The organism is Taibaiella koreensis (assembly GCF_003545715.1).
GTDB lineage: Bacteria > Bacteroidota > Bacteroidia > Chitinophagales > Chitinophagaceae > Taibaiella > Taibaiella koreensis.
The window spans coordinates 21,079-46,263 of the sequence record NZ_QVNU01000010.1; the positions used below are offsets into that span (position 1 = coordinate 21,079).

Genomic DNA, 25,185 nt, shown 5'->3' on the forward strand with positions numbered 1-25,185 from the left:
TACTCAATACTCAATACTCAATACCAACAGCTGCACTCACTCTTCGGGGTGAAAATACTCATGGACGACACGGGCTTTGGAAGCTCCTATGGTCATGGTGAGCTCGCGCAGGGTCATTTCTTTCACACGGGCGACGGAGCGATAGGTCTGTAGCAGCGTCTGCGCTGTTTTGCTGCCGATACCCGGTATATCCTCCAGCTCATTTTTGATGGTACCCTTGCTACGCGTATCCCGGTGAAAAGTAATGCCGAAGCGGTGGACCTCGTCGCGGATACGGCGGATGAGGAGCAGGCTCTGTCCATTGTACGGCAGTTGCAACGGATCTTTGTCGCCGGGATAGAAAATGCTCTCTTCCCGTTTTGCCAGGCCCACCACCGTCATCCGGCCGGTAAGCCCAAGCGCTTCGATACTCTCCATCGCCGCGCCCAGCTGACCTTTGCCCCCGTCGATGATCACCAGCTGAGGGAAAGGTTGCTCTTCTTCCAGCAAGCGCTTGTAGCGACGCTTCACGATCTCGGCCATAGAGGCAAAGTCATTGATGCCTTCCACCGTTTTAATATGGAAATGGCGGTAGTCCTTTTTAGATGGTATGCCATCCTTAAAGCATACCATAGCAGCGACCGGGAAGCTGCCCTGGAAGTTGGAGTTGTCAAAGCATTCGATATGGGTGGGCAACTCTGTCAGCTGTAGGTCGTCCTGCAATTGCTCCAGCATCTCGTGCCGGTCGTCGGCAGTCCTGTCTTTCAGCATCAGGCGGGCTTTTTGCTTCTGCTCTTGCTTAAAGTATTCGGCATTCTTAAAGCTCAGGTCCAGTAATTTTTTACGATCCCCTGCCAGCGGTACCGTTATCTGCATGTTTTCTTCCTCAAGCTCCACCGGGAAAGGCAGCACGATCTCTTTTGAGGCAGAGTGGAATTTTGGTCTCAGGAAAGCGAGGGCATAGGCCAGCATCTCTTCCGGGCTTTCGTCCAGCTTTTTTTCAATATAAATGCTCTTGCTGTGAATGATCTTGCCCTCGGTCACTACCATATAATTGACATACGCATCGTCTTCCTGGGCAATAATGCTGGCTACATCGGTATTGATGAGGTGGCTGCTAATCACCGTTGACTTGCTCTGGTAGCGTTGCAAGGCTTGGATCTTTAGCTTTACCAGCTGTGCTTTTTCAAAATCGAGTTGCGCTACATGACCATTCAGCTCTTCCTTAAGCGCGTTGAGAATGGGGCTTAAATTGCCTTTTACCAGCTGGCGTATATAGTCGATGCTGGCTTTATAGCTTTCCTCGGTCTGGTAACCTTCGCAGGGGCCGCCGCAATTGCCCAGGTGGTACTCCAGGCATACCTTGAATTTGCCCCGCTCGATATTGTTGGGCGTGAGATTGAGGCCGCAGGTGCGTAGCGGTATCGTTTCCTTGATCATGCTCAGCAGCTCCTTCACGATAAAGACGCTGGTAAAAGGGCCAATATATTCCGATCCGTCGCGGATGAGGCGACGGGTAAGGTATACCCTTGGAAAATGCTCTTTGCGAATGACTACGTAGGGATAGCTCTTGTCGTCCTTCAGGTCTATGTTGTACATGGGCCTGAAATGCTTGATCAGCGAGTTTTCCAGCAGGAAGGCATCGTGCTCGTTATTGGTAATGGTCCATTCTATGGCATCGATGAGAGACACCAACTTGCTGGTTTTCCGGTTATCATGCGTTTTTACAAAATAGGAGGTTACCCGCTTACGCAGGTCCTTCGCTTTGCCCACATATAATATCTTCTTATCGGCGCCGTAGTAACGGTATATGCCCGGTGCATGGGGCAGGGTAGGCGCGATGTCCTGTTGGAATTTTTCTCTCGTCATGGCCTCTGGTACAGGTAACAAAGATAAGCCAAACAATTTTGGCGGAACACTGTTGTGGAGTGACCGTAACCGGAGTAATTTTAAGCCTTTAAAACAAATACCGATGAAGATCACCGAAGCCATAGCCCAACATTTGCTGGACGTTCATTACGGGGAAAACTGGACCGATGTCTGGATCCGCAGCGCACTGGAAGACGTTACCCTGGCCGAGGCGGAACAAAGAACGTCCGCTTCACCCAATACCATCGCCGCATTATTGCACCATATCACTTTCTATAATAAAGTGATTCTTGCCCGCCTGCAGGGCGTGGATCCCTATATCGGCGGGCCCAATGGTTTCGATGTACCGACGCTGGACGGGCAGGCCGGTTGGGAAAAGCTGCAATCGGACAACCTGGCATCGGCGCAGCAGTTGGCCGATGCTATACGAAAAGTGCCTGAAGAAGCGCTGGATCAGCCGGTTTTAAAAGATAAAGCCTCCTCTTCCTATTACCGGCAACTGCATGGTGTGATCGAGCATGCACATTATCACCTGGGGCAGATCGTACTGTTGAAAAAGATGATTCGTAACGACTGAATTGCATCGCTCGCAGCGGCGCGGCGATGCTGCGAAAAAAATAAAAGACACCAGGCTTTTTAAAGCTTGGTGTCTTTGTGCCTGTGTGGTGAAAAACCTTTCACCATAGTATAAAAACTAGCTGTAAGCGTAATCGCTCAGGTATTCGAAATAGCTGCTGAGACGGCCCTTGTCGCATATAGTAGCCCGGTCAAGAATAAGGCTTTGCTCCTTCATCAGCTCGGGTAAGATGTATTTGATAATGTGCTCGCCGAAATGCTGGGAAGCATCGCGGGGCAGCTCGTTGGGCAGGTTATCCACGGCCATTACATCGATCACGGTATCGATAGTCTGGAAGGGGGCTACCTTTTCCAGTGTTTGTTTATCGATGCCGTATACCGGATCGGCAATAGTGGATGCGCCTACATTGATAGGAACCGATCCATCCTCGTCGCAGGTCACGTCGGAGATCACATTCATGCGGAAAGCCGGGTCGGTCACATCAGTCTTTTCAAACAAGCGGGGAACGGTCTTATCCCAGTAAATACCGTTCATCAGGATATCGGCCGCCTTTGTAAAGGGCAGGAATTTGCAGCGATATTGCTCGGGGTGATGGTGGAAATCGTCGCGTGAGTAGGCTCCGGTATGCTTATTCTCATAGAGGTTAGCCCCTTTCAGCAAAGTATATACGGGGTAGTCGTACTCTTTTACCAGGAAATCTTCGGGCTCAACACTCTCGATATCCCAATGGTGCATGATCTCGAGCAGGCCGGCCGTTACACGACCCGATCCTGTAACAGCGATCTTGACCGGTGGCAGCTTAACATAGCGGTATTGCTGTAGCATCTGCTGCATATCGCGGCAGGCATGCGCGGGTATCAGGGAAAATTTGCGCGTTTTTTTGCCGTAGGTCATCAGGCCGTTGTGTGCACCTACTATACCGGCAAAAAAGCCAAAGCCCAGGATACGTGCGCCATCGTCGTAGGTAAGCGCCTCGTAGTCGATCATGCGGATCTGCTTATCGATGAGCGCATGCATCAGCTTTTGGTTATAAGGCTGTTTCTTTTTGGTATGCGAGAAGAAGAAATAGGTCTTACCGGTGATCAGCTTGTCGACAGGAACCTCTTTAATACCCAGGAGCACATCGCAATCGCTTAAATCTTCCTGGAGAGTGATGCCGGCGTTGGTATATTCCTCATCGGGGAAGCAACGATTGGGCGAAGGTTCTACCACCAGTTGTGCCCCGGGAAAAAGCTGGAGCACATCGGCGCACTGTTGGGGGCTGAGGGCTACCCGGGTATCGGGTGGGGTCTTGCCTTCCCTGATCAGACCGATCTTTATCATAAACATTGTTTTGAGCAGCGCAAAGGTAGGCTTTCAGGGCCTAAGGCGCTGAGAAAAAAGCGCTTTAATAATTTGAAAATGCAGTTTGAAAATTAGAAGGGAAGCCTTACCTTTGCGTCCCGTTGATTCGGATTGAGGCCCAGATGGCGGAATTGGTAGACGCGCTAGACTCAAAATCTTGTTTCGGCAACGGAGTGCAGGTTCGATTCCTGTTCTGGGCACACAGAAAATCAAGCAGTTATGAATTTACACTCATAACTGCTTTTTTCTTTACTACAACAATACTACAACAATCATGTTACTATGGGGATATGTAAATTTGTTCTCATTTCGGAAATCGAAATTGTAAACCATGACCGATGTTCATAGTAAGACGATACGGAGCTTCAACATGAGCCGAATTCGGAGCAAAGACACTAAGCCTGAAATGATTGTCAGGAAGTTTTTACACAGACTTGGGTTCAGATATAGACTATATGATAAACGACTAGTTGGAAAACCTGATATCGTTTTACCAAAGTATAGAACTCTAATTTTTATTCATGGCTGCTTTTGGCATGTTCATGAAAATTGTAAGTATGCAAAAGTTCCAGCTAGTAATACAGAATATTGGGAGCCTAAGCTTTTGAAAAACAAAATTAAAGATGCAGATCATATTCAAAAATTGCAAAACGAGGGTTGGCATGTAATAGTGATTTGGGAATGTGAATTAAAAGGTGAAAAAACAAACACCACATTACAGAGGTTAATCGTTAATATTGTGGGCGCAGTTGAACAAAATGAAGTACGTAAAAACAATAAATAGAATCCTTAAACCTAAAATCACAGAACAAGCTGTTGTGCTTGATCTGTTCGCAGGTTGTGGCGGTCTTTCACTTGGTTTTGAGGCAGCTGGGTATAAAACCATTGGCTTTGAGATGAATACTGATGCTGCAGCTACTTATAATAAAAATTTAAAAGGAGAATGCTTTACAGTTAAACTTGGCTCTGATTACAAATATCCTAAAGCTGATATAATTATTGGTGGCCCGCCTTGCCAACCTTTCAGTGTTGGAGGAAAACAAAAAGGGATTGATGATACAAGAAACGGGTTTCCAATATTTATTGATGCTATTAAACAAGTAAAACCTAAAGTATTCCTATTTGAAAATGTAAGAGGACTGCTCTACGCGAACAAGTGGTATTTCGAAATTGTCTTAGAGCAACTCAAAAGTTTAGGCTATACTATAGAATTTAAGTTGCTTAATGCAGTGCAATATGGTGTTCCTCAAAATCGTGAGCGCTTATTTGTTATAGGGCATAAATCCGCGTTTTCTTTTCCTGAACCTGATAAGGTAAAAACTGTTGTAGGTGAGGCTATCGGAGATCTGATGTCCGAAACTCCGCCAGAAAGTAAATTTTTGAATGCAGCACAGGATGCATATATCGCAAAATACGAAAAAGCGTCAGATTGTGTTAATCCAAGAGATTTGTATGCTGATCGCCCTGCAAGAACATTAACTTGCCGCAATTTGGCGGGAGCAACAGGTGATATGCAGCGTGTCAGACTTCCAGACGGAAGAAGAAGAAGGCTTTTGATAAAAGAGGCGGCGCGACTTCAAAGTTTTCCTGATTGGTTTGAATTCTCCGGACAGGAAACTAGCCAGTTTAATCAGATTGGCAATGCTGTTCCCCCATTACTGGCATATAAAATAGCCTTAGAACTGAAAAATTGCTTTAATTTAAAGTCCAAAACCAAATCTAAAGTCAAGCAAGAAGAAGCTGCATAGTACCATGAAAGAATTTATTAAGACGACAAAATCTGAGCTGAATCACAAACTGATTAATGAAGCCTTGGCGATTTTGGACGCAGTTGGAATTCCTTTTGAGAAAAAGACGCCAAAGGCACTTCAAAGTATGGCGATGTGCTTCCTTGCTGTTGCTGGTGTTACTAAATCTTGGAAGGACGCAAAAGGACAAACCGAGGGCAGACACTTAACAACAAGAGAAATAATAAAATTTATCAATGAACATTTTGAAGAGAATATCTCTCCCGGTTCGTATGATGATATTCGCCGTAAGCATCTTAAGCTCCCTGTTTTAGCTGACTTGATTTTAAATAGTGCTAAAAATCCAAATGCCTCTACTAATGATCCTACTCGTGGTTACACATTGAATTCGGAATTTAAAACATTAATCACATTTTGGAATACTAATCAGTGGGATATTAAGCTGAAACTATTTTTAAAAAATCGTCCTCCGCTTGCAGAAACTCTTGAGCGGAAAAGGAACATTCCCAAGATACCTATTACTCTTCCAGGAAATATCATTCTGGAATTCTCTAAGGGTGAACATAATCAGCTGCAAAGAGAAATTATTGAAGAATTTCTGCCAAGATACGGGGCAGGAAGTAATGTTCTGTATATCGGTGATACCAGTAATAAGTTTCTCCATAAACTTGACAATGAACTTAAATTGCTTGGCTTTGAATTATCCAACGATGAATTACCAGATATTGTCGCCTATAGTAAATCAAAAAACTGGCTCTATTTAATAGAGGCCGTTTATAGTTCGGGGCCTATGAGTGAGGAGCGAGTTCTTGAATTGAAAAAGACGCTTAAGAATTGCAAAGCTGAATTAATCTTTGTTACTGCTTTTATTTCAAGGAATGACTTCAGAAAATATATTATGGACATTGCTTGGGAAACTGAAGTTTGGACTGCTGACAATCCAGATCATCTTGTACATTTCAATGGCGATAAATTTTTAGGGCCATATCAATCATAAAAGGAAATAAAATTAAAATTATACAATGCCCCTAATTTAGGGGCATTTTTGGGGGCATAACTCGAAATGATGAAACAAGTTTTGCATTAATATCAATTGATTAACCAGTAGGATCGTTATCCCTCCTCAGCCACCATTTTCCCCAAAATAAGATCAAATTCCTACTCCTGTAACGTCCAAAATCCTTGTATTTTCAAGGGTTGTGTGTTACAGTACTCCTACAATGTCTTTTACAATCTAGGACTATCCTCCTAGAAAATGGGGCAAAAAGTGGGCCAAAATTTTAGAGCATTTTTTGTTTGGCCCACTTTTAACTATCAGGAGATAGAGTATGAATCTGAACGATCTTCAATGTCGTAGTGCTACCGCCCGGGAAAAACCTTATAAACTTTATGACCAAAAGGGCCTTTATTTGGAAATTAGCCCCACCGGGTATAAGAGCTGGCGTTATCGGTACCATCATTTTGGAAAGGAGAAGCGTGTAACGCTTGGAGATTATCCTTTTCTTTCACTTGCGGATGCCAGACAAAAAAGAGATGACGCAAGAAACTTATTAAAAAACGGCCAAGACCCTGCAATTGTAAAAAAGCATAAAAAACAGACAGCAAAATATAAAGCGAATCAGACTTTAGAATTAGTAGGCCGAGAATGGTATCAATACAATTTAGATACTTGGGGCGAGCGCCATGCGGCCGACATTCTTTACAGGCTGGAAATGGACATTTTTCCAGATTTGGGGGCTTATCCAATTACTGAAATTACCCCGGCTATTCTTTTTCATTGTATTCAGAAAATTGAAGCGCGTGGTGCTCACGAGTTGGCAAGAAGAGCCATGCAATACGTTGGACGCATTTTCCGTTATGGAGCCTCTACAGGCCGAGGCGTAAGGGATATAACAGTTGACTTAAAAGGAACATTAAAAAGATTTGAACGTGGACATTTCGCCGCGATTGAAGTTGATGAATTAAAAGATTTCGCAAAAGCAATTTACCGCAACGAAACCCGGATATATCCGCAGACCATTCTAGCCATCCGGTTTATGCTTTTAACTTTCGTGCGAACCAATGAGTTGATAAAGGCGAGATGGGATGAAATTGATTGGAATAAAGAACAATGGATAGTTTCAGCAGGGAGAATGAAAAAAGTAGGAACACGGAAACGTAGGGAACATATAGTGCCGCTTTCTAAACAAGCCATTGCCCTGCTTAAACCTGTATTCAACAACAAAGCGGCATCGCAGGAACTTATATTTCCTAGCATTCCCAAACCTAAACAACCAATGAGCAATGCAACAATCCTTAGCGGATTGGATAAGCTTGGCTATAAAGGTATCATGACTGGGCACGGCTTTCGTGCCCTTGCTATGAGCGCTATTAAAGAAAAGCTGAAATATCGACATGAGGTTATAGACCGCCAATTAGCACATATACCTAAAAGCAAAGTAGATCAGGCTTATGACCGTGCTAAGTTTTTAGATGAACGCAAGCAAATGATGCAAGATTGGGCTGATTATCTTGATACCCTTGTACAACAGCCTTCACCAGACGCTAAGGCTAAGCCTATTGGTATAAGCAATGTCATACAATTGAATGCCAAAACAGCTATAGGAAAATAATCCTTGACCGCTTTTGGCTAATGTGTTAGCTATTATATCATCCAGCGGAATTTTATAACGTGTGACAAAGGGCATAGAGTTTATCTCTGCCCTTTTGTTATGCGTACGGTTTGGTTTTCCGGCTGACAGGATTTAAGGCTAATCATTTTCTGACGCAATGTTGATGGTTTCGCGCTTACGGGATAACCGGGGCCGCGTCCGACATCAACAATAATTTTCGCCTGTCCTTCGGCCATCCCCGCCCTTCCAAAATTCTTGCTGACTTCGTTGCTCAATGCCCCGGTTGGGCATCCCGTATCAACCATCAAGAGTCAGAAAGGAAATAGCCATGAATACTAAGACACACCCCGAACCAGCAGACGCAGTTAAATCAGGAGGTTTGGATATTCACCAGACGGTTACCAATACGATTATTGCCCAGCTGGAGAAAGGAACACCGCCTTGGCAAAAGCCTTGGAACGCAGGATTAGTGAGCCCATATACGATGCCAAAAAATGTCACCACCGGAAACAAATACAGAGGAATCAATATCCCGCTGCTTTGGATATCTGCCGCAGCGCAGGATTTTACAACACAGGAATGGGCGAGTTTCAATCAATGGAAGGCTCAAAAAGAGCACATTGCACGTGGCCAAAAAGGCACCATGATTATTTATTATGATACGTTTGAACGTGAGCAGGACGGCGAGATCAAAAAGATTCCGTTTGTAAAAACCTCCTACGTATTCAACCGATGCCAGTTAACCAGCTATACACCAGACGCACAGCCGCAGCCTGAACCAGCGCCACTTGTGGAACGGATTGCAAAGGTTGACACGTTTATTGCTAATACAAAGGCAATAGTAAAGCATGGCGGCAACCGGGCGTTTTATGCGCCTGCTATAGACAGTATCACAATGCCGTTTCAGGAGCGCTTTATTGACACGGCAACCCGAACAGCCACCGAAGGCTATTATTCCGTCCTGCTGCATGAACTGACGCATTGGACAGGGCATAAATCCCGTTGTGACCGTTTAGGCAATAGCCGCTTTGGCAGCAAGCCTTATGCTTTTGAAGAACTGATTGCAGAATTAGGCAGTGCTTTCCTTTGTGCTGAATTGGAAATCACAAATGCGCCCAAATCAGACCATGCCAGCTACATTGCTTCATGGCTGCAAGTATTGAAAGACGATAAGAAAGCTATCCTTACCGCCGCCAGTGAAGCCACCAAGATTTGTGACTTCCTGCAAAGATTCCAACTTAACGGCACAGATACAACGCAGACTCCAGCGGCGGTAATCCAAACGCCTGATCTTGTGCCACAGCTTTAACCACTTCCCGGAGCCGCAGGAATATCTTGCGGCTTTTTTCTTTTCATACCCAATTACAAGGACTGATTTCATGACTACCGATACAAAACAGGAAATACTTATGCTGCCGCAAGAGGGCTTTTTGCGTCTGCCTGATGTTTTGCGCTTTATCCCGGTAGGGAAAAGCACATTCTGGGCAGGTATCAAAACCGGGCGCTTCCCGGCAGCCGTAAAGCTGGGGCCGCGTACCACGGCATGGCGGGTCAGCGACATCCGAAAATATATTGATACCTTCAACGCCGGTTAAACCAACCTCAATCCCGGTTGTCATTACCTGAACCAAAGGCCATCCTAATGAATATTGAGCAAGCAAACCAAATCCCAATCCATCGTATTGTAGAGTATATTGGCGGTACATATTCGCGCAAAGGCCGTAACGGTGAACTGTGGTATTTTTCACCTTTTCGTCCCGAAGAAAGGACAGCCTCGTTCAAGGTAGATGAGCGCAAAAACCGCTGGCATGATTTCGGTCATGTCAGCGCGTCCGGTGTTAGTGGTGGTGATGTTATCGCGCTATGGTGTGAATATTATAATCTCAATCGCAAAGTAGATGCAAAGGAAGTCCTGCAAGCATTAAAGGGGTTTTCTAACGTGCCGGATTTACCCGCTATGCGTAAGGAAAAGAAACAGCAATTCAGGCAACAGGTAGATGATGCAACGCAAATTGAAGAACCCAGATTTAAGATTATAAAGCTGCATCAAAAGATATTCTTTCCTGCTTTGCTCGAAGAACTTTCCCGCAGGCACATAACGCCTGCAATTGCCAATCTGTATTTGAAACAAGTGTTTCTTTCTGACGTTGAGAATCCAGACCGCAAGCTGAACGGCTTTGCTTTTGCTAATTATAAAGGCGGTTACGAAATCAGTATTCCCAATCTGTCTACAGGCAAGAGTTTCAAGACAAGCACACGGCCTAAAACATATACCCTGATCGAAGGACAGGACAACGGTAGGGCTGCAATTTTTGAAGGCTTCTGGGATTTTCTAAGCGATCTTGAAATGCAGAAAATAACGGTGCCGAAATGCGATACCTATATACTGAACTCGGTCAGCTTCTGGCACGAAGTAGCGGAGGAAATCACAAAGAAAGAAAGTGCTGTTAGCTCTGTTTTGTTATACATGGACAATGACAAAGCGGGAGATATGGCTACCAATAATTTTGCGTTTGAATTCGCAAAGCATGATATTTTGGTAGGCTGCAAAAGGCATAGTTATTCAGGATTCAAAGACTTGAATGAGAAATTGATAAACAAGCGCACTTAGAGTTATTCTATAGATTGTTTTTTAAAGCCCTTTCAAATGCTTTTTCATGCCCTTCATCATTACCAATGATTTGCCCAATCTCTTTAGCTACGTCTCTAAAAACAGATATTGGGTAATCATTTGTAAAAGCTATATGGTTATGAACAATAAATCCCATTTTAGATAATTCATCAAAAATCTCTAAATTAAAAACGCCTAAAACTGGTTCATCGTTATCAATGTATAACCCAAAAGCTTGATCTGGGTCATTCCCGTTTAATTCACTAATTATCCATTTTTTTATTTGAGGCGTGTTGTCTGGAAGGTTATTGTCTTGAGATGCCATTATATAAGCAACGGCAACATTATGCTCAGAAAATGCTGCGGCCTTCCAATTCTCCTTAAGCTGTGTAATTTGGTATTCAGTTAATAACTGCATGGCCACTCCTGTACCTGTAATACTACTTGTCATATCTCATATTTTTATAAAAGTCAAGGGTGAATAGTTATCCCAAATATGGAATTTTCATTTCAAGGCTTAAGAAACTATCATTATTCAAATACTCGAAACCATAATTAATTAAGATATAGTCGTATTCAGTTGTATAAGTACATATAACAACCTTAGAGTATTCCTTTGTTTTCGATGTGTTTTCGATTTGCTTTAGATTAATTGTATTCTTTTCGGAATTATTATGACCGAAATTGTGCGTTCGAATTGCGCTTATCAAAAGCGGCATATGCTGTAAGAGCCATACTACCAATCCTTCTTCAAGTAAAAATAAATCCGCTAATAGAAAATATTCATTTCTTTTTGGAGAAAAAAAAGCAACGTCCTTAATACTGATTTTTTTTAAAGATAGCCTGTTATATGTATTCTTATGAATTGCTCCTAAGATGAACGACCCAATTATTTGAGGAACATAATTCGTTATTACATACGATATATTTTCAGCTACCTGATGGCGGCCTTGTATTTCGGAAGCATTATAAAACTCATCTCTTAATAATTTGATGTTATTCAAGTCACCTTTTTCTTCAAATCTTAGGATTATCCTTTCTCTATCATCAACTAAAAGGTTGTGATATTTTCTACCTTCTAAAGCGCCTTCTATTCGTTTCAAATCAACTATTCTAATTAATTCCGAAAAAACTGCATTTCGTATTTCAGTAATAATTCCCTTTTCAGACAAAGAATTATAGTCATAGGATTTATATTTCTCGAAGCGGTAAGTACCGCTTAAAATTCTCATTGATTTACTGTTATACTCATTTACAAAATCAAGCCATCCAGAATAATTACCCAGAAATGATACACTTCGAGCAAGTTGATTTAGCTGGCTCAAAGGAATATTGAAACTTTTCCTCTTATCAACAATTTGACGAATAAATCCACCAGTTTTTTCTGGCGTGTCAACTTTTTTTATTCGTGCTTGGGTCAGCACCTTTACCCTTTCAAAATTCCTGCCAACTGAACGTACGATTGAAAGATATTGGGCTACTGTTGTGTAGCTTACTTGTTCCAAAAAGAAAGCTACTTCATGAAACAAAATATCTCTTAATAAATAAAATAGAAACGGATTTACTTCCATTGGTGTTGGCTTTTTAAAAGCGGAATTTCCGCGACAAAAAGTAATTAGAAAATGTTGAATTTTGATTTTGAATTAAACATTGCAACAATTCAAAGCAAAAAACTAACGGTTAAAATTAAGCAAAATGAACAGTAAAGAATGGTCTCTGACCAAAGAAAAATCAAAGGAGGCTGGCCTTAACCAGTCCCGCGCTGACCCTGAAAAAAATGAGGGTTCAGTCATTATCAGAAGTAGTGACGGCATCAATTACCAATCATTATAAAACCAGCTTTCCCGTTATGGAGATCATTGCCATCGAAGACAAAGCCTTTTTCCTGCTGCTGGAAAAAGTAATTGCCAGACTCAAAGTCCAACCAACAGAAGCAGCAGACCAATGGATAAGCGGAGAAGAAGCAATGAAGATGCTTCGCATTAAATCCAAGACCACTTTGCAAAAGCTGCGTGATACAGGCGCATTGCGCTACTCACAGCCGGAACGTAAAATTATTCTGTACGATGTGGCTTCTATCCACGAGTACCTTAACAAAAATGCACAAAATACATTCTAATGAAAAACCACAACCTGAGTAACGACCAGCTCTACGCCTTGGGTTTTTATGAAGGCTTTCTTTTAAGCGCCTTCGAGCCTGAAACAGCCAAGCAATTGCCGGATGTAACGGAAATGGGAAGTCCCTTCCTTACCGGAGTAGCCGAAGGCATTGCGCAGCATCAGCACAAAGCCACAATTGATATGCTTACCCAGACCCACCCCAAAGCATAGCGGCCACGAATCCAGCGGTCAGCTAAACAACACTTTAAATAAATAGACCATTTAAAGCCTGTCAACAGGCTATGGGCATCGCCATGCCCACCCAGACAAAACGAAAAGCAATGAACAATCCAATCCGCGCTCCCACAGATAGAGATGCATTACCCCGACCATGACGGGCTTTAGAAGTATATCAATTCACTTCCTTTCAAAAATGCACTTATGCAACATCCAAAATTTTCAGTGGTACAGCGGTGGGAAAACTTTGTATTCAAAGTTCGCCTGTTTAATTACAAAGCCTTCAGGCAGCAGATCATTGAACTGTTCCGCATTAAGCCGGAATCAAAAATGAATGCCCGTACCGTTCTGGTGATCGTAGCGGCCATCCTTACGCCTATTACCCTTATAGGGTCACTTATCGGCTATGTCCGTTCCTACGTTAAGTTCCTTCAAAGCAAAGGTGAAGTGCCGCGTTTTCACGCTCTTCCGGCTATTATGGTGTTCGCTATGGTAGCGGGCGGTGTCCTGATCTGGTTTGCCCTTTGGGCGGTATTCCAGCTTCTGGTGCATATCCTTGGCCCCGGCATCCTGCAATCCCCCTACCTGTTTGCCTTCCTTGGTATCAATCTGCTGTTGTCTGTTCCCGTATTTGTTGTTTTCCGCCGCTGGCGCATCAGCGTTACAGAACTGGTATTAAAGTCGAACATGCATGCTTCGGCTACGATTGCTGGCAATGAAGTAATGCAGCAATACAAAGGCAATACCGGCTTCTATATTGGCGGCGGCATGACCTACTCTGATAAAGGCCACCTGATTTTAATGGGTGGTGCCAGATCCGGCAAAGGAAAAAACATCCTTATTCCAAACCTTATGGGCATGGGTGGTTATACAGGAAGTTGGGTTATCACTGATATAAAAGGAGAGCTTGCCGCCATTACAGCCAACCACATGAGAAAGACAGGTAAAAAAGTTGTCCTCCTTAATCCGTGGAATATTTTACCTGACAACATTCAAGGTAACAGTACCTATAACCCGCTCGATTTTTTGTCTGATAAGTCCAGCCCACACCTTATCGATGATGTATCATTAATCGCAGAACTCATTTGCCCCTCGAAGGCAGATGGAGACCGTAATGAATTTTTTGTATCATCAGCCCGTAACATTATTTCTGCTATCCTGCTTCATATAGCTGTTACGCAGGAAGGTAAAGCAAGGTCACTGGCAACCTTATGGGAATGGTGCCGGAAATCCGGCCAAGAATGGGATAGTATGCTGGCAGATATGGCAACCAGCACCGACCCGGTTAATGGTGCAGCCTTACAAGCTGCCGCCAATGAGATTGCCGCAATGATGGCCTCTGCAGAAACCTTTGCCTCAATCATGACCAATTGTTATGAAGCTACTAACTTCCTTAAATCAAGCGCCCTGCAGGACAACCTTGTTTCCGGGCTAAACCCATTCTCTATTACAGATGGAGACACGGCGGTATTTATTATTATACCGCCAGATAAGATTGCCAGTCACGGTAGGTGGTTGCGTTTAGTGGTTACTACATTAATGCGCGCAGTTGTTCGCAAGCCCAATAAAGCAACCAGAACCGCGTTCCTATGTGACGAAGCAGCTGCCCTCGGATTCGTATCTGAATTTTCAATATGTCTATCCAGCTACGCAGGCTACGGCATCAGTTTTTTCCCTGTTTTCCAAGATGCCAACCAGATGAATGCCCTCTATGGTAATTCATGGCAAACCGCCATAGCCAACACATCCGTGAAGATCGTTACAGGTGTGCGTGATAACTACACAGCCGATTATTTCAGCGACTTCGCCGGAGAGTCCACAAATGTCATTTATTCACATGACTGGATGGGTAATGTATCAGACATAGAAACAAACGCCCGTAAACTATTCACCCCGGAAGAAATCAGGCGTGAGTCAGATAAAAACATGTTTGTCTTTATCGAAGAACACCCGGTATGTGTTGTTCCCAAGCTGGCTTACTATGAAATGCCGGAGTTGAAGAACCCCGATGGCTCCAATATGTACGATAGTAATCCCTACATAGAAAACAGCCTGTAACAGATGAAGAACGGAAGGCGTAGTGCCAGCGTGTCAGTATGTTGATGGTGCAGCCTTCCGTTTTTTCTTTTCCAAACCAATTAAGCGCCCCTGATTATCCGAAGAAGTACGAACTGGTCTTACGAAGTATTATATAGTATTTACAGGTATTTAGTAACGATTGCCGCTTGACATTTTGGGTTGCCGTTGTAGAGTATCTGTCGATACGCAAGACAGTGGCTGTAGCTACAAAACGAAATGTTTAGGTATCTACAGCCTGCCTTGCCAAAGAGGCCGAACGCCTCTCTGGACACTCCCGCAAACCAGTCGCAGTAAAAATGAAACCATGAAACATCATCCAAAAGATGGTGATACATTCCGCACGATTACGGTGCGGGTACGTGTCAAGCCGTCAGAAAAAACACAACTGGAAACCAACGCCGCTGAAGCCGGATTTAGTTTGAGCGATTGGATAAGGCTGCGGACAATAGGTGCCGCCCCCCTTATCAAGAAGCCCAATCCTGACCGGGAACTACTGCACAAGCTGCTGGCTGAGTTAGGGAAACAGGGTTCCAATTTAAACCAGATAGCCCGGCACATGAACGGGAAGGGCGAAAATTTTACGGTGCCGATGAAGCTCATTACGCAGTTGCTTCACGACATTAAATCACTTACAGACCGCTTAAGGAAAACACTGAAACATGGTAATCAAGGGTAAACCACGGGGACATGGCCGCCAATTGGCAAGCTATCTGCTGACACTGAACGAGAATGAGGCCATCCGCATCCTGGATGTGGATGGTATGAGACAATTCACTGAGAAAGACCTACGCAACTTCTTAGGGGATATGTCGCTCAATGAACAGCTGACACGCAGCCGGAAGGGGCTATACCATGCTGTTATCAATCCTTCCCCCAATGAGGCGCTAAAGATGTCTGATAAGGATTGGCAAAGGGCTGCTGATATTCTAGCTGGGGAATTGGGCTTTCAGGAACAGCGCCGGGCGATCGTACTGCACAAAAAGCAATTAAGAACCCATGCCCATGTTGTTTACGATCGCTATAACCATGAGCAAGGAATTATGATTGATGTGAAAAAGAACTATTACAAGCATGATAAAGCCCGCGCCCGGATGGAAGCAGAGTTCCAGCATACGCCTACCGCCCGGCGTAACCCACGCAGGCCGGAAATGAAAAAGACCCTTACAGCCTTATGGCAGCAAGCGCCCGATGCGACCAGCTTTATGAAAGCAGCAAAAAAAGAGGGCTACACGATCTCACAAGGCTTTGGCCGCATCCCTTATATGGTAGTCGATCATACCGGACGTTCCTTTAACCTCGTCCGGCATCTGGACGGAATTAAAATGCCAGAAGTCAGGCAGCGCCTGAAAGACAAGGTGCTTATCAGCGAAAAAGACGCTATCGCCTTTGTCCGTACACAGCAAACTGTGACACATAAGGCTCAACCCGAAACGCCCAAACCGGATAGCGCACAAGAAGCCCGCAACGCCTTTTTGGAAAACATGAACAAATTAAGACAACAACAGCAGGGTCAAAAACTTAAGCCCCGCCTTTAGTGAAAATTCAAAATCTTATTTTATGATTAAAGTAGTGAATGAGCGCCACGACCGCGAATGGGCGCAATACCTGAAAGACAGCAACGAAGCACGTAAAGAGCTGGCAGAAGCAGAGCGCAGCATTAAAGGCGCTTTCAATACCGATGGCCAGCTTTCAGAAGGGATGCAAAAGGAGATCGACCACATGAGGAATGCCCATCTGGAAGAATGGGGTATTAACGGCAGACATGCGATGAAAATAATTAATCAACAGCATCAGGAAAAGCAAGAAGAGATTAGCCAGTTCCTGCAACGTGCCAATGAGGGAGAAACCTTTACCAACGAAGAAATGGAAGAAATGTATGACCTCTATCTGGCATCAGAGCAGCGCGATAGCGAGCAGGGAACCCAATTGCAGATATTGGAACATATCCATAACAAACAACGCCAAGAGGCATTCCAGATAATGGAACAGGAAATAACCGCTGTTGCCGCTGTTTACGAGAAAGCCGGGGAAGCTATGCCTGTTACGACCCAGCGGAGGTTTGAAAAGCGTATTGCCGCCCATATGCAGCAATGGCACAGCCAAAAGCCCCAAACGCCACTTGAAGAATTTTCAACATTGGGTAACACAGACATTTCCACGCCTGCTGCGCAGTTGCAACAAAGGCAGGAATTGGCGAAGGCGCATAGTATTGTTGCGGCACACTATGGCGGCGCTAAACATATACCGGAAGCTTCCAGTAAACAGATGATGCGGGAAGTGGCAGATTTCCAAAAAGAAATTGACCAGCATAATGCTCTTTTAAAGAACCAGCCAGCAGAAGACTTTAAAGAGCGTTTACAGACGATCCGGCAGCAACAGCAATCCAATAAGCCAAAATTGCATTAATGGGTTACATACGGGTTAAGCAGGAATGTTGTACTGCGCCCCTGTACCTTATAACCTTCATTAAACCGGGCTTCGTTATAAGGCAATTCAATATTTAAAGCTGCACCAATGTATTTGCGCAGCATCACATCAATCCATTCCCAATCATATTCTTTATCCTTATGCAGGATTTTATAAGAAATAACATCCCTTACGATACCTCTTAAAAAGGTTTCGTGGATAAGGCCATGCTCATGCGGGTTATAACGATCACCGGCATAATGGCTCATAGCCTTTCGGACAAGATGCCCGAAGCGTGGCAGGCTTTCCGGTTCATGGAGCAAGAACCAATCCCTGAATTCACTGCCGTAAATGTATTTTTTGGTATCTTCCAGCAGCATTTCATTAAGAGATTTCCGTTGAGGCTTGGCGGTTCCCTGCATGGCACTTCTCCCGAAAAGGTTACAGTATTTTATCACATTATTATTCTAAAACGCAATAAAAATGGACGATGATAGAGTAGATATACCAGATTTCCTGAAAGCCTATTATGAAGGCAGTGATTACGAAGGGCAGGCCAAAATCGAAATTTCTGTAAAGCATCTTCAACAAGCGGAGCAAAGCTACCGCATGAATACGCTTCCCCTTCACCAAGCAGTGTTGAATAGAACGCCCGGCAATGCCGGAAAGAAAATTGACCCGGAGATAGCGTTATCTTATATCCGTGAAGGTTATAGAAAAGAAGTTGAGGCCACAGCAAAAGAACACGGATATGTTGACCCACAACAAACACTGGAAAATAAGTTGGCTTCTGAACGGGAAGAATTTTTAAACAAAGTAAAGGCCATCCGGCAATCTCAAAATCAAGAAGAAACAAAGATTGAAGAGCCACAGAAAAAGATGGAGCAGCCACAAGCAGCCCGGGAAACATTCATGGCTAATATGGATTCCATAAAGAAAAAGAATAACCCCAAATTCATACCCTGAATCTTGCCCCTATAAAGCGAAAGGCCGCCAGTAATACTGGCGGCCTTTCTGTAATGATGATTAAAATTCAATTTCCATCATCGCAAACAGGCAGGACACATTTTCAAAATTATTTAGCATTTGTTTTACCTTTAACAAGGAGGGTTACGCATATAGAAATACTATCTTTGTTGAACTTCAGAATTTAATTACATGCCTGCATTCTTTCCAAATAAAACCATGCAGATGATTGGAGAAATAGAATTGAAGATTGAAATATTGTATCGTCAATATCAAACCGCCTTAACTGATGGTAACATTGAAAAGATTATCAGATTTGGCGAAAGCTATTTTAATGCCCTGCATAACGGCGAAATGACGGCGGAAGAGAGAGAACTGTTACAACGAGAAGTTTTCAATCTAACTTTAAAGGATAAGAAGAAATAACTGTGCCGTCGTTTGTGGCTCGGTTTATCATTGGGAATAATAAAAGGCTGTCAAGAATGACAGCCTGAACCAAACACCCAGCTCTAACTGGAAGTATTATATTATTCAATCACTACTGAAAATACAGTTGCCTCGCCGACATAGTAATAGAGCCTTTCGGCTTTCTTACCGCCGACATTAAGGACTTCCGTAATCGTATCGGCTTGATTGTTCTGTGCCGATTCTGCAACAATACCATTGCCATCGCACAGGCGTATTTGCGTTCCTTGGTTGACCTGTGAAACCTGTGATTTAATGGTGACTTTGTTTATTGCAGGCAGTTTGCTTACATCGCCGATCAATACCCCATGAATAACAGTGCCATGCCAGTAATTGCTTCCAGTGCTGAAACTGTCCGTGCCAGTTGGAACGCAAGGCTTCCAAGTCCCATCAGGGTTCAAAATGGCACCGGGTAGGTTTAGCGTATAGGTATAATTTACACCGTTCACGTTCTGGATTGCCGCTTTAGGTTGCAGGACTGCAAAATCACAGTTCACCGGAAGAGTTGTTGCGATATTGTTCCCGTTATTGTTGTTGCCGTTGTTATTATTATCCGGTGCCGGATTGTCTTTACCGCAGGAGAACAGGCAGGCAACAAGGGCGATTATGCCGGAAAGGAAAATTGTATTGTGTTTCATAAGGGTTAGATTTTTTTGGTTATAAATATGGCCGGAGTATCGTTGATCCCGTGGTATTGGCATTTTTTGTTGGCTTCCATTACGAAATACTTTTTCGCACTGGATTCAACGCCATTCACAGCAGGTTTCAGATCGGTGTCACTTACGATCACATAGATGATCCCGGCGTTATCATACATTTCATAGGCACACCCGGCAGTACCGCACCAACTGCGTGACCGCAGTTGAATACCGATACCGAGTACACCATCCCCATTGAGGTCAATCAGGGCAATATCGACTTCCGGGTAAGCGACATCTTCCTCTGTTAGCACACTTTGAATGAAGTCATACAACGTGCTTCCCCTGCGGGTGATAATCAGCTTGGTTGCATCTTTCAGGCTTTGCGGTGCTTTCGTCCAGTTCGTCCAGATAAACTTTGGTGAAGTGCCTTTGGTAACAGGTGTATTACCGAAGCCCTGTGCATTGCCGCAAAACGAGGCAAGCATAAGCAGTACCGCAGTTGCGGCAGTAAGGAATGGTTTCATATTCTTTGTAGATGGGTTTAAGGTTATTGAACTAAGACGGCTTGGCAATCATCGGTGCAATCAGTAGCGAATGACCCGGTAAAAGTCCGGCCATCTTCCCCGGTAAAGGTGTAGTCGTACTGCTGCCCTTTATCGATGCTGATCTGCGCGACACCTGATGCACCACATTCCGGCTGGCTGTTGTAATACTGCAATATTTGCGCCCAGCCGGAATAACTTTCTTCCTGCCCGGTCTTGTGCCTGACCATGCTGGTAATGGTAAGCTTTCCGGCCTTGTGGTCATGGTCAAGCCAGAACATGACGGGTTTGTCTACAGATGGTACAAAGCCGTTACCGCCTGACTTAACGCCGCATTGTTCCTCCTTTTTGCAGCCCATCAGGGACACGATAGTAATGCAGCTCATTAAAATAATTGTTGTTTTGTTCACTGTTTGAATTTTTATTGTTTGTTCAATCGGATTTTGCAGTTATCTCTAATCTACCAGATCATCGACCTTACAGCCGAAGACCGCGGCTATTTTTTGCTGACAGGAATATTTGATCTCGAATACATCGGTTTCAAGCGTATTCATCCAACGATACAATGAAGACCTTGATGCCGGTTGCAATGCCGTCAGTAGGTGCCTTATGGCTATTTCGTGATCTTTACGGTTCATCAGTTCCAGCCTTGCAGCAATGTTGTATTTCCGTTTCGGTAGCTGTCGTTCGGTAATTATGCCACTCATGTTATGGAAGTTATTTGCTTTTGCCTTTTGATAAGATTATACACTGTATTTAAGTGCCATTTGCCTTGCCTGTAAGCGGGCACATTTATGCGGTTGAGTTCATCGACAATAGAGCGAAGGGAGCATTTACCCTGCTTTCTGATCGCGTTAATAATCGGGCACATTTTAAGGGCGAATTTGTCCGCTCTTATCCTGTTGCGTTTGGATAAGACGTCACGGCCGTATTTGCCTAAGAGGGTGCCGCGCCGTTTGGCCGCCGCCAAGGCATCTTTAGTGCGTTTGCTAATATCCCGCCCTTCTTTTTGTGCCACTGCTGCAAGGATGTGCAGCTCGAATTCTTCTGCATGCGGATGCTCTACAATGCGAAACCGGATGCAGGACTCCATAAGGGTTGCGATGAAGGCCACATTGCGCTTTAGCCTGTCCAGCTTTGCAATCAGTAGGATAGCATTACAGTTATAACATTCCGCAATGGCTGCGGTAAGCATAGGATTACCTTTACGCATGCCGGAACGGGTTTCCTGATATTCGTTCACCAGCTTCAAGCTGGAAGCCTTGGCAAAATCCATCACTGATTTTTGCTGTGCTTCCAGACTCAAGCCGCTTTTTTCCTGCCTTATTCTAGATACGCGGTAATATGCGATTGCTTTTTGCATTGTAGGTAAACCCCTCTGCATTACAGAGGCAAAATGTACACATATGAACCAAGGTTTATATTTGTACAAAAATTAGCCCTGTGAATTGATCGCTGAATAAATAATAGTAGTGTGAAAGTGCCTTAAAACAAGGCTTTCGAGGAATGGCCGATATTAAAGACGATATTAATATTCGTATAGTTTTGTTCATACACATACCTTGGTATGCATATGGACAAAAAATGGCTTATAAATTTGGAGTGAAAATTCTTTAATCTGCATTTTGTAATCCAAATTGGAATATTTATTTTAGAGCTAACGTAACTTGTTATTTAAATATATTTATAAAACCAAAACTATAAACCCATGGGCAAATTTTTTGGCAATCTTGAAGCATTGCAAAACTTGGTAAATACAAACGGACTTGTAGGGAACTGGTCGGAAATTACCAATGCACATAAATTTAGTACAAATGATGGAGGAGTCCTTTTATGGTATCCCAGCACAAAAACTTTACAATGCCAAGGCCGAGGACCATCTAAGAGTACTATTCAGAAGTTAATTAATAGTATTGATGAAAACGGGATTGTTACTGAATCTGCTACAGTTGCTCACGTTACCACTTCCGAAGTTTTTGTAGTTTATGGCCATGACGAAACAAGCAGGGATCAATTAGAACTAATACTTGGAAAGTTGGGAATAGCTCCATTTATACTAGCTAAAATAGGTGGACAAGGGCTTACTCTGATTGAAGCACTTGATAAACAAGTTGGTCAAAATGGAGCCGCAAGTGCTGGCATTGTTCTTTTAACACCAGATGACATGGGTTACTCACTTAGACAAGGAGAATCTGCTTTAAAACATCGAGCAAGGCAAAACGTGATTCTTGAAATGGGAATGTTATTATCAAAGCTTGGTAGAACACATACGATTATTTTAGTGAAAGGCGACTTAGAACGCCCGTCTGATACAGACGGAATAATATATCTTTCTTACCAAAAGCATATAAAGGAGTGTCTCGTTGCCCTAGCTAAGAGGCTTGAAGCCATAGGGTATAAGATTGACCATAAAAAAGCTCTTGAAGCGGCATCATAATATGAAGAAAGCACAAAAATTCTATACAGTATGGGTTGGCAGAAGACCGGGAGTATATATGACTTGGGATGAATGCAAGGAACAAGTTGTCGGATACGAAAATGCAGTATATAAAAGCTTTTCAACACTTGAGCAGGCAAAAAAAGCATTCTTAGGTAATAGTAAAGAGTTTATTGGAAACGATACTTTTGAAACAAGTTTGTCAAGCGAGGAATTAGAAAAAATAGGCAATCCATTACAAGATAGTATCTGTGTTGACGGTGCATTTAATACACGTACTAACGAGATGGAATATCAAGGTGTAAGCTACCAGTCAAGGCATAAGTTATTTCATTTTGGTCCCATTGATGCAGGAACAAATAACATTGCCGAATTTCTAGCTATCATTCATGCTTTAGCTTACTGTAAAGACCACGCTCTATCGGCTACTGTCTATTCAGATAGCCAAACAGCTATATCATGGGTCAATAAGCAAAAAGCTAAAACAAAAATTGACGATACTTATAGAAACCAATACGTTCTCTCTCTAATTAAGCGTGGTGAGGATTGGTTAAGAAAGAACACAATCCATAACGCGGTGGAAAAATGGCAAACAGAAGCTTGGGGCGAAAATCCAGCAGATTTTGGAAGAAAATGATGAAATAAATTAGTCTGTATTTAACCCAAGTATAGCTTCCAATTGTAAAACCTGATTTCTTAAATGTTCAATTTTTTTTGAATCAGATGGTACTGGGATGGTTCCCAAGTTTATAGCAACTCCAGGTGTAACTTTTAAAAATGATAATGACGATGATTTCCAGCTTAAAAACAAATCTCTCATCAGTTCTTGTTCTGTGAGATGATCGATCGCAGGTACGTTATTGTAAGTAGTATTGAAAACCAAAGCTATTTTTTGATCTAATACTTTGCTAAGAAACTCATCATTTGGAAAATTGACTTGTGCTGTATTTAATATCCATTCAATGAATTTTGATTTAAGAGATTCTTGGTTCATGAAAAAAGAAATGTTACCAGCAAATTTAACTAAATCTAATTACTGTTATAATTATTTTTCATTAGACGAACTCATCTCTACATTGTTAAAGTTTGGGACTTATTACCGCATCTAAAGCTTCATCCACATCTCCATGAATGAAATTAGCTTGATAACCTATTGTGGTCTTTATATCTGTATGACGATATAATTTTTGCAACATTTGAACGGGTATTCTATCGCCAGATATATTCCCGAAGGTGTGTCTGGCGATGTGCATTGTCAGTGGTTTGGTAATATTTGCCGCCTTACGAACATCGTCACGCAAGAACCTGTCAATTGAATTTATCCGCGAAGAAATAGCCCGTTCCATTTCGAAACGATCATTGGGTTTTATTCTTCGCAGCTCAGCAAAGATAAGATCTGTGTCCTCCTGTTTTATATCCTCATATTGCTTCAGTATTGCAACAACCTTTTCGGGTACTTTTAGTGAGTCACCTTTGTTATTCTTTCCCATTGTATAATACATACGGCCATCCTGAAAATCTGACCAGCACAGTCGTAATACATCTGAAATGCGCATCCCTGCAAAATAAAAAGAAATAAGCCAAAGGTTGCGGGCGTGGTTAACTTCGGGTCTTGAGATTTCGGCAGCTTCAATACGAGTAACATCCTCCGCATTTAGACCAATCTTTTTACTGTCGGGGAATTTAATAGTGAGCTTGCCTTTTCCAAAGGGATAATATTTGGGATCGCAAGCCCCTTCTTTAATCGCTTGACTAAAAATAGATCGAACAGTTATCCAATTGTTAATTGCTGTCCTTTCAGTTACTTTATTTTTTGAAATCAGATGTGCCTTAAAGCGTTTCAACACGCTTTCTGTTAAGTCTTGAAATGGAATGTCAGTTTTTAAAAATCCTTTCAGATGTTTGACATTTGATTTCTCGCTGTTCCACCTATTGAACTTCCCATCTTCCTTTAACCGGTTAATGTATAAATCAGCTTGGACAAAAACTGTGTCACCGGCTTTGGGCTTTAGCTTTTGGGATACTGCCTTTGCTGACACAACCGTTTTAGTTGTTTCAAGTTCTAATGAGCGTTCGTCGGCTTCCGCCTTTTTCTTTAAGAGATAACTATTGAGACGGCTTGAATTTGGATGTGATTTTCTTACCCGCTGAGCCTGCCTATCCCAATCCTTTTCTTGAATACTGTATTCAAGATAGATATAGGAAGACTTTCTGTCTTTAGTAATCCTGATTGCTAAGGGGGATGTTCCATCCTGTTTAATTTCTTTTCGGAGTACAATAGCAATTGCAGCCATATCATAGGAATTTTTACTACAACAATACTACAACAAATTTTGATTTTTCCTGCATTTTGCTAATCTAATATTTTCGCTATATGCAGCGAAATAAGCAATAACAGCGCATTTGATTTTATATAGAATCAAAACGCGCTAGACTCAAAATCTTGTTTCCGAAAGGGAGTGCAGGTTCGATTCCTGTTCCGGGCACATTGATTACCAACTACTTAGAAAGGCTCGCATTAGCGGGCCTTTCTTATTTTCAAGAAATTTGCAAACAATTTTGTGCCAAATTT

At 43.0% G+C, this 25,185-nt stretch carries 31 protein-coding genes and 1 tRNA gene; 20 read left to right on the forward strand and 12 right to left on the reverse strand.

Annotated features, from left to right (window positions below):
* Window positions 1-36: 36 nt before the first annotated feature.
* The gene (gene uvrC, locus DZK30_RS23890; protein WP_240432983.1) at window positions 37-1,869 is read right to left on the reverse strand and encodes an excinuclease ABC subunit UvrC; all 1,833 of its coding nucleotides are present in this window, start codon (window positions 1,867-1,869) and stop codon (window positions 37-39) included.
* Between the two features lie 82 nt (window positions 1,870-1,951).
* Here uvrC and DZK30_RS23895 point away from each other — a divergent pair, with 82 nt between their 5' ends.
* Window positions 1,952-2,425, forward strand: coding sequence for a DinB family protein (locus tag DZK30_RS23895; protein WP_162903407.1), 474 nt, complete (start codon window positions 1,952-1,954; stop codon window positions 2,423-2,425).
* A 117-nt stretch (window positions 2,426-2,542) separates the two neighbouring features.
* On the opposite strand, the gene DZK30_RS23900 is transcribed toward DZK30_RS23895, so the two are convergent.
* Complete coding sequence (locus DZK30_RS23900; RefSeq protein WP_118976828.1) at window positions 2,543-3,748, reverse strand: NAD(P)-dependent oxidoreductase; 1,206 nt, start codon at window positions 3,746-3,748, stop codon at window positions 2,543-2,545.
* A 137-nt stretch (window positions 3,749-3,885) separates the two neighbouring features.
* On the opposite strand from DZK30_RS23900, the gene DZK30_RS23905 reads away from it, so the two are divergent.
* From DZK30_RS23905 to DZK30_RS23945, 8 genes are all read left to right on the forward strand, one after another.
* Window positions 3,886-3,969 (forward strand) — tRNA-Leu (locus DZK30_RS23905).
* 131 nt (window positions 3,970-4,100) lie between these two features.
* Entirely contained in the window at window positions 4,101-4,553 is a 453-nt protein-coding gene (locus DZK30_RS23910) for a very short patch repair endonuclease (RefSeq protein WP_118976723.1), read from the forward strand.
* Window positions 4,528-5,517, forward strand: a complete 990-nt coding sequence (locus DZK30_RS26475) for a DNA cytosine methyltransferase (RefSeq protein ID WP_118976724.1) — start codon at window positions 4,528-4,530, stop codon at window positions 5,515-5,517. The genes DZK30_RS23910 and DZK30_RS26475 overlap by 26 nt, the downstream gene beginning before the upstream one ends.
* Window positions 5,518-5,521: 4 nt before the next feature.
* Window positions 5,522-6,514 (forward strand): BsuBI/PstI family type II restriction endonuclease, encoded by a 993-nt coding sequence (locus tag DZK30_RS23920; protein WP_118976725.1) that lies wholly within the window; start codon window positions 5,522-5,524, stop codon window positions 6,512-6,514.
* A gap of 331 nt (window positions 6,515-6,845) precedes the next feature.
* Window positions 6,846-8,129, forward strand: a complete 1,284-nt coding sequence (locus tag DZK30_RS23925; protein ID WP_118976726.1) for a tyrosine-type recombinase/integrase — start codon at window positions 6,846-6,848, stop codon at window positions 8,127-8,129.
* Between the two features lie 328 nt (window positions 8,130-8,457).
* Complete coding sequence (locus DZK30_RS23935; protein WP_118976728.1) at window positions 8,458-9,438, forward strand: ArdC family protein; 981 nt, start codon at window positions 8,458-8,460, stop codon at window positions 9,436-9,438.
* A gap of 70 nt (window positions 9,439-9,508) precedes the next feature.
* Window positions 9,509-9,724 (forward strand): helix-turn-helix transcriptional regulator, encoded by a 216-nt coding sequence (locus DZK30_RS23940; protein ID WP_205529557.1) that lies wholly within the window; start codon window positions 9,509-9,511, stop codon window positions 9,722-9,724.
* A gap of 47 nt (window positions 9,725-9,771) precedes the next feature.
* On the forward strand, window positions 9,772-10,740 hold the full coding sequence (locus DZK30_RS23945) for a toprim domain-containing protein (protein WP_118976729.1): 969 nt from the start codon (window positions 9,772-9,774) through the stop codon (window positions 10,738-10,740).
* 7 nt (window positions 10,741-10,747) lie between these two features.
* Here DZK30_RS23945 and DZK30_RS23950 read toward each other — a convergent pair whose 3' ends face one another.
* Both DZK30_RS23950 and DZK30_RS23955 read right to left on the reverse strand, forming a co-directional pair.
* A complete protein-coding gene (locus tag DZK30_RS23950) occupies window positions 10,748-11,191 on the reverse strand; it encodes a DUF2958 domain-containing protein (RefSeq protein ID WP_118976730.1) in 444 nt (147 codons plus the stop codon).
* A 34-nt stretch (window positions 11,192-11,225) separates the two neighbouring features.
* Complete coding sequence (locus tag DZK30_RS23955) at window positions 11,226-12,311, reverse strand: hypothetical protein (protein ID WP_118976731.1); 1,086 nt, start codon at window positions 12,309-12,311, stop codon at window positions 11,226-11,228.
* A 124-nt stretch (window positions 12,312-12,435) separates the two neighbouring features.
* On the opposite strand from DZK30_RS23955, the gene DZK30_RS26125 reads away from it, so the two are divergent.
* From DZK30_RS26125 to DZK30_RS23985, 7 genes are all read left to right on the forward strand, one after another.
* Window positions 12,436-12,573: a hypothetical protein gene (locus DZK30_RS26125; RefSeq protein ID WP_162903408.1), complete on the forward strand. Its 138-nt coding sequence runs from the start codon at window positions 12,436-12,438 to the stop codon at window positions 12,571-12,573.
* 16 nt (window positions 12,574-12,589) lie between these two features.
* Complete coding sequence (locus tag DZK30_RS23960; protein WP_118976732.1) at window positions 12,590-12,859, forward strand: helix-turn-helix domain-containing protein; 270 nt, start codon at window positions 12,590-12,592, stop codon at window positions 12,857-12,859.
* Entirely contained in the window at window positions 12,859-13,071 is a 213-nt protein-coding gene (locus DZK30_RS23965; RefSeq protein ID WP_118976733.1) for a hypothetical protein, read from the forward strand. Before DZK30_RS23960 ends, DZK30_RS23965 begins: the two co-directional genes overlap by 1 nt.
* Before the next feature lie 210 nt (window positions 13,072-13,281).
* Window positions 13,282-15,135 carry a type IV secretory system conjugative DNA transfer family protein gene (locus DZK30_RS23970; protein ID WP_118976734.1) on the forward strand — a complete coding sequence of 618 codons (1,854 nt, stop codon included), beginning with the start codon at window positions 13,282-13,284 and terminating at the stop codon, window positions 15,133-15,135.
* A gap of 325 nt (window positions 15,136-15,460) precedes the next feature.
* Window positions 15,461-15,832 (forward strand): plasmid mobilization protein, encoded by a 372-nt coding sequence (locus DZK30_RS23975; RefSeq protein ID WP_118976735.1) that lies wholly within the window; start codon window positions 15,461-15,463, stop codon window positions 15,830-15,832.
* Complete coding sequence (locus tag DZK30_RS23980) at window positions 15,816-16,691, forward strand: relaxase/mobilization nuclease domain-containing protein (protein WP_118976736.1); 876 nt, start codon at window positions 15,816-15,818, stop codon at window positions 16,689-16,691. Before DZK30_RS23975 ends, DZK30_RS23980 begins: the two co-directional genes overlap by 17 nt.
* A gap of 22 nt (window positions 16,692-16,713) precedes the next feature.
* Complete coding sequence (locus tag DZK30_RS23985) at window positions 16,714-17,562, forward strand: hypothetical protein (RefSeq protein WP_118976737.1); 849 nt, start codon at window positions 16,714-16,716, stop codon at window positions 17,560-17,562.
* On the opposite strand, the gene DZK30_RS23990 is transcribed toward DZK30_RS23985, so the two are convergent.
* Entirely contained in the window at window positions 17,559-17,942 is a 384-nt protein-coding gene (locus tag DZK30_RS23990) for a hypothetical protein (protein WP_162903409.1), read from the reverse strand. The genes DZK30_RS23985 and DZK30_RS23990 overlap by 4 nt on opposite strands.
* 103 nt (window positions 17,943-18,045) lie before the next feature.
* Between DZK30_RS23990 and DZK30_RS23995 the strand changes: the two genes are divergently transcribed.
* Both DZK30_RS23995 and DZK30_RS24000 read left to right on the forward strand, forming a co-directional pair.
* Window positions 18,046-18,528, forward strand: coding sequence for a hypothetical protein (locus tag DZK30_RS23995; RefSeq protein ID WP_118976739.1), 483 nt, complete (start codon window positions 18,046-18,048; stop codon window positions 18,526-18,528).
* A 192-nt stretch (window positions 18,529-18,720) separates the two neighbouring features.
* The gene (locus DZK30_RS24000; protein WP_118976740.1) at window positions 18,721-18,954 is read left to right on the forward strand and encodes a hypothetical protein; all 234 of its coding nucleotides are present in this window, start codon (window positions 18,721-18,723) and stop codon (window positions 18,952-18,954) included.
* A gap of 101 nt (window positions 18,955-19,055) precedes the next feature.
* On the opposite strand, the gene DZK30_RS24005 is transcribed toward DZK30_RS24000, so the two are convergent.
* From DZK30_RS24005 to DZK30_RS24020, 5 genes are read right to left on the reverse strand one after another with little or no spacing between them, the layout of a single operon-like run.
* Window positions 19,056-19,631 carry a hypothetical protein gene (locus tag DZK30_RS24005; protein WP_118976741.1) on the reverse strand — a complete coding sequence of 192 codons (576 nt, stop codon included), beginning with the start codon at window positions 19,629-19,631 and terminating at the stop codon, window positions 19,056-19,058.
* Between the two features lie 5 nt (window positions 19,632-19,636).
* Window positions 19,637-20,158: a hypothetical protein gene (locus tag DZK30_RS24010; protein WP_118976742.1), complete on the reverse strand. Its 522-nt coding sequence runs from the start codon at window positions 20,156-20,158 to the stop codon at window positions 19,637-19,639.
* 23 nt (window positions 20,159-20,181) lie between these two features.
* Window positions 20,182-20,586 carry a hypothetical protein gene (locus tag DZK30_RS24015; RefSeq protein ID WP_162903410.1) on the reverse strand — a complete coding sequence of 135 codons (405 nt, stop codon included), beginning with the start codon at window positions 20,584-20,586 and terminating at the stop codon, window positions 20,182-20,184.
* Between the two features lie 45 nt (window positions 20,587-20,631).
* Window positions 20,632-20,883 carry a hypothetical protein gene (locus DZK30_RS26130; RefSeq protein ID WP_162903411.1) on the reverse strand — a complete coding sequence of 84 codons (252 nt, stop codon included), beginning with the start codon at window positions 20,881-20,883 and terminating at the stop codon, window positions 20,632-20,634.
* Window positions 20,880-21,539, reverse strand: coding sequence for a recombinase family protein (locus DZK30_RS24020; RefSeq protein ID WP_118976744.1), 660 nt, complete (start codon window positions 21,537-21,539; stop codon window positions 20,880-20,882). The genes DZK30_RS26130 and DZK30_RS24020 overlap by 4 nt, the downstream gene beginning before the upstream one ends.
* Window positions 21,540-21,884: 345 nt before the next feature.
* Between DZK30_RS24020 and DZK30_RS24025 the strand changes: the two genes are divergently transcribed.
* Together DZK30_RS24025 and DZK30_RS24030 are read left to right on the forward strand one after the other, a co-directional pair.
* The gene (locus tag DZK30_RS24025) at window positions 21,885-22,613 is read left to right on the forward strand and encodes a TIR domain-containing protein (protein WP_118976745.1); all 729 of its coding nucleotides are present in this window, start codon (window positions 21,885-21,887) and stop codon (window positions 22,611-22,613) included.
* Between the two features lies 1 nt (window position 22,614).
* A complete protein-coding gene (locus DZK30_RS24030) occupies window positions 22,615-23,250 on the forward strand; it encodes a ribonuclease H1 domain-containing protein (protein WP_118976746.1) in 636 nt (211 codons plus the stop codon).
* Between the two features lie 9 nt (window positions 23,251-23,259).
* Here the strand turns inward: DZK30_RS24030 and DZK30_RS24035 are convergent, their stop codons facing one another.
* Both DZK30_RS24035 and DZK30_RS24040 read right to left on the reverse strand, forming a co-directional pair.
* On the reverse strand, window positions 23,260-23,607 hold the full coding sequence (locus DZK30_RS24035) for a hypothetical protein (protein WP_118976747.1): 348 nt from the start codon (window positions 23,605-23,607) through the stop codon (window positions 23,260-23,262).
* Between the two features lie 85 nt (window positions 23,608-23,692).
* Window positions 23,693-24,907 carry a site-specific integrase gene (locus DZK30_RS24040; protein WP_118976748.1) on the reverse strand — a complete coding sequence of 405 codons (1,215 nt, stop codon included), beginning with the start codon at window positions 24,905-24,907 and terminating at the stop codon, window positions 23,693-23,695.
* Window positions 24,908-25,185 lie beyond the last annotated feature (278 nt).